The 3,660-nt window shown below is 70.7% G+C and carries 6 protein-coding genes and 1 pseudogene; all 7 read left to right on the top strand.

What is annotated here, in order from left to right; all coding sequences use genetic code 11:
- Positions 1-4 precede the first annotated feature (4 nt).
- Positions 5-151 carry a phage tail protein gene (locus ACR2JA_RS12435; protein ID WP_434009395.1) on the top strand — a complete coding sequence of 49 codons (147 nt, stop codon included), beginning with the start codon at positions 5-7 and terminating at the stop codon, positions 149-151.
- A 1-nt stretch (position 152) separates the two neighbouring features.
- Entirely contained in the window at positions 153-587 is a 435-nt protein-coding gene (locus ACR2JA_RS12430) for a hypothetical protein (RefSeq protein ID WP_434009394.1), read from the top strand.
- Positions 588-617: 30 nt separating this feature from the next.
- Positions 618-1,142: a hypothetical protein gene (locus ACR2JA_RS12425; RefSeq protein ID WP_434009393.1), complete on the top strand. Its 525-nt coding sequence runs from the start codon at positions 618-620 to the stop codon at positions 1,140-1,142.
- Positions 1,143-1,152: 10 nt separating this feature from the next.
- Positions 1,153-1,317 (top strand): hypothetical protein, encoded by a 165-nt coding sequence (locus tag ACR2JA_RS12420; protein WP_434009392.1) that lies wholly within the window; start codon positions 1,153-1,155, stop codon positions 1,315-1,317.
- 30 nt (positions 1,318-1,347) lie between these two features.
- A complete protein-coding gene (locus ACR2JA_RS12415) occupies positions 1,348-2,436 on the top strand; it encodes a phage late control D family protein (RefSeq protein WP_434009391.1) in 1,089 nt (362 codons plus the stop codon).
- Between the two features lie 23 nt (positions 2,437-2,459).
- On the top strand, positions 2,460-3,152 hold the full coding sequence (locus ACR2JA_RS12410; RefSeq protein WP_434009390.1) for a phage baseplate assembly protein V: 693 nt from the start codon (positions 2,460-2,462) through the stop codon (positions 3,150-3,152).
- Between the two features lie 7 nt (positions 3,153-3,159).
- Positions 3,160-3,660 (top strand): annotated as a pseudogene (locus tag ACR2JA_RS12405) (hypothetical protein); the annotation flags it as partial.

The following is a 3,660-nucleotide window of genomic DNA, read 5'->3' as shown; positions in this document are numbered from 1 at the left end:
GGACCTGCAGAGCAACCCGGTGCTGCGCTGGCGGCTCGAACGCGCCATGCCGGTCAAGTTCAAGGCCGCGGACTTCAACGCGCGCAGCGCCGACGTGGGCATCGAAGAGATCCACCTCGTGCACGAAGGCCTGTTCATGGAGGGGGCCTGACATGCGCATTCCCGACGAACACAAGGCCAAGCTGTTCAAGGTCGACCAAGCCAACCCCGGCAACGAGCCTGGCGCCACCAGCGCGGACGCGGTGCTGGTGCAGTTCAACCCGACTTCGCTGTCGTATTCGGTGCAGAACAAGCTGGAGAAAAAGGGCCGCGACGCCAACGCCAAACAGTTCGTCGCGCAGACCACGGCCAAGCTGGAGTTCGACCTCGTGTTCGACAGCACGCACGACGGCGCCGACGTGCGCGGCGAGACCGATCGCATCAAGCAGTTCCTCAACCCTGGCGACAAAAGCACCAACAAGGACCAGGCCCCCGCGCTGGTCGGGTTCCGCTGGGGCACCTACCTGTTCAAAGGCATCCTGGAATCATTCAAGGAGTACCTGGTGTTCTTCTCGGCCGTTGGCGTGCCGCTGCGCTCCACGCTCTAGATCGGCCTGTCTTCGCAAGACCCCAAGGACGTGTTCGCCCAGCTGCCGGCCGGCCACCCGGATGCCGCGGCCGCGGCGGGCGGCGGCGTGAGCCTGGCGGCCCTGGGCCAGCGCGGCACCAGCGGCATGGCAGCACAAGGCGGCAACGCTGCGGCCGGCCGCGCTCTGGCCGCCAGCAACGGTTTTGAAAGCATGCGCAACCCGGGCGCCGGGGTGGCCGCGGTGGCCAGCGGCGGCGTGCAGCTCAAAGCCGCGTTGGGGTTTTCTGCCGGCGCGTCTTCCAGCGTGGGTGCGGGCGGGGGCCTGGGCCTTGGCTTGGGGGTATCGGCGGGTACAGGCACAGGCGCCAGCAGCCTGCAGGCCTTCGCCGGCCTGGGCAGCCCCAAGGCGGCCACCGGCGCACCGTCCCTGAACACCCGCGCCCTCCTGCCCGCCGCCCCTTCACCGGGCACGGCCATGGGCAGCGGCTTCGCGCTGGGTGGCCAGTCCGTCAGCGCCAGCTCGTCCGGCATGAAGGCCGACATGGGCTCCTCGGCCCGCATCAAGTTCGATTGAAGGAGCGCTCATGGCCGTCGTCATCGAAGAACTGGACGTGCACACGCAGCCCCCACCTGCCGCACCCGCGCTGTCGGACGCCGCATCCAGCGCCCCGCCGGCAATCGACGAAGCCGCGCTGCAGGCCGCCCTGCAGCGCGAAGCCTGGCGGCTGGAACGCCTGCTGGCCGACTGAGCCCCCACGGACAGCCAACAGAGCACGACCATGGGCGAAAGCAACCTCTCGAACCTGGCCCTGTACTCGGCGCGGCCCACGCTGCGCATCGACGGGCAGGACAACGCCATGGCCAGCGGCCTGCTGCAGTCGCTGGTGATGCGCGAGCAGGAAGGCGCCCTGTCCAGCCTGGAGGCGACGTTCGTCAACTTCACCGCCCGCGACACCGGTCAGGTGGGCCCCGCGTTCGAAGACGAGCAGGTGCTCAAGCTGGGCAGCCAACTCAAGGTGTATGCCGGTGAAGCCGCCGCACCGACCGAAATTTTTGCCGGCCTGGTCAGCGCAGTCGAATTTGCCTTCGATTCCGAAGGCCCGCCGCGCCTGATCGTGCAGGCCGAAGACCCGGCCCAGCAGGGGCGCCTGGCAAGGCGCATCGCGGTGTACGAACAGCAGTCGGTGGCCGACATCGCGCGCACCGTGGCCAGCCGCATGGGCCTCACGCCCACCGTCACGGGCCTGTCGGACGTGTCGGCGCTGGAGGTGCAGTTCGACGAGAGCGACCTGGCTTTCCTGCGCCGCCTGCTGGCGCGCCACGGGGCCGACGCGCAGGTGGTGGGCGACCAGCTGCAGGTGGCACCGCGGGCCGACGTGCAGCGCAACCAGATCACCCTGCGCCTGCACAGCCAGCTGCACCAGCTGCGCGTGGCGGCCGACCTGGCGCACCAGGTCTCGGAAGTGAAGGTCACCGGCTTCGACCCGGCCCAGGGCGCGGCCGTGCAGGGCACGGGCAGTGGCGCCCCGCTGGGCCCCGGCAGCGGCCGCACCGGGCAGGCGCTGCTGCAACAGACCTGGGGCGAACGCGTGCAGCAGACCGCGCACCGCCTGGCGCTGACCCAGGCCGAGGCTGACGCGCTGGCCCAGGCCGAGTTCGCGCAGCGCGCGCGCCGCTTCGTGCGCGTGCAGGGGCGGTGCGAGGGCAACCCCGCGCTGCGCGTGGGCAGCCACGTCACCCTGGCCGGCGTGTCGCCACGGTTTGACAACAGCTACTACGTCACCGCCTGCACCCACCGCTACGACATGCAGCGCGGCTTCGAGACCGAGTTCCACGGCGAATGCGCCTTCTTCGGCCCACCGGGTTGAGCTGAGGAACAAAGGCCACCACCATGCAACGCGACACCCTGCCCTTCACCGACTTCGGCGTGCCCACCCACGCGCTGGCCATGCCCTACCTGGGCCGGGTCACCGACGTGAACGACCCCGAGAACCTCGCCCGCGTGAAGGTGGAGCTGTACGCACTGGACACCGACGCCAACGTCGCGCTGTGGGCCCGGGTGGCCAGCCCGTTTGCGGGCGCCGGCCGGGGCGGCTTCTTCATCCCGCAGGAAGACGACGAGGTGCTGGTGCTGTTCGTCGGCGGCGACGCGCGCCACCCGGTGGTGGTGGGCGGCCTGTGGAACGGTGCCGCCACCCCGCCCGAAACCCTGCGCGGCCGGGTGGACCGCTGGAGCATCACCGGCAAGGCGGGCACGCGCATTGCGATTGTTGAAGAGAGCGACGCGACCGCCACCGTCGAATGCACCACCCCTGGCGGCGTGCGGCTGACCATGACCGACGAGGCCGGCGGCAAGGTCACCATCGAATGCGCCGGCAACACCGTCACGCTCGAACCGGCCGGCGTCACCGTGCAGGCCGCGGCCACCGTGAAGGTGCAGGCCGCGCAGGTGGAGGTCAGCGCCGCGATGGTCAAGGTGGACGCGGCGATGTCGAATTTTTCGGGCGTGGTCAAGTGCGACACGCTGATCAGCAACGCGGTGGTGTCCACGTCGTACACCCCCGGCGCGGGCAACATCTGGTGAGGACCGCATGACCACCAGCACGCTCCAGCCCGCACCCCAGCGCCCGCCACGCCCGCTGGCTCTGCGCTCGCCCAGGGCGCTGGCCCACGGCACGGCCCACCCCGTGCAGCTCAGCGGGCTGCGCGCCGGGCCGCAGCAGCCGGCGGAGGCGCCGCTGATCGTGGAGCGGCGCGACCAGGACTTTGTCGAAGGCCTGGTGGCCGACCTGGGCGACCCGTCCGCCCACGCCGCCCTGCGGGCCCGCACGCCGGCGCGCCAGCAGGGCGTACCCCGCCTGTTCTTGCCTGTCCAGCGGGTGTTCAACCTGGTGGTCATGGAAGCCTTCTGCGACCAGCCCGGCCAGCCGCGCCTGGACCCGGCCAGGATCGAGAGCAGCGGCTTCGTGCTGCGCCGCGTGGTGGGTCAGCAAAAGCAGGCCTGGCTGAAGGCGGGCACCCAGGTGTTCGGCTGGGAAGCGGTGGACGAAAGCCTGGACCCGGTGCAGGACCGCCGCGGCCTGGCGGTGGAC

This window comes from Hydrogenophaga sp. (assembly GCF_051007235.1).
GTDB lineage: Bacteria > Pseudomonadota > Gammaproteobacteria > Burkholderiales > Burkholderiaceae_C > Hydrogenophaga.
The sequence above is the reverse complement of the archived record's forward strand: the minus strand, read 5'-3'. Positions and strand labels throughout refer to the sequence as shown.

What these genes read in the sequence shown, in the direction of transcription:
- ACR2JA_RS12430 (WP_434009394.1), top strand. Translation starts at nt 153, where the DNA reads ATGCGCATTCCCGACGAACACAAGGCCAAGCTGTTCAAGGTCGACCAA.
- ACR2JA_RS12420 (WP_434009392.1), top strand. Translation starts at nt 1,153, where the DNA reads ATGGCCGTCGTCATCGAAGAACTGGACGTGCACACGCAGCCCCCACCT.
- ACR2JA_RS12415 (WP_434009391.1), top strand. Translation starts at nt 1,348, where the DNA reads ATGGGCGAAAGCAACCTCTCGAACCTGGCCCTGTACTCGGCGCGGCCC.
- ACR2JA_RS12410 (WP_434009390.1), top strand. Translation starts at nt 2,460, where the DNA reads ATGCAACGCGACACCCTGCCCTTCACCGACTTCGGCGTGCCCACCCAC.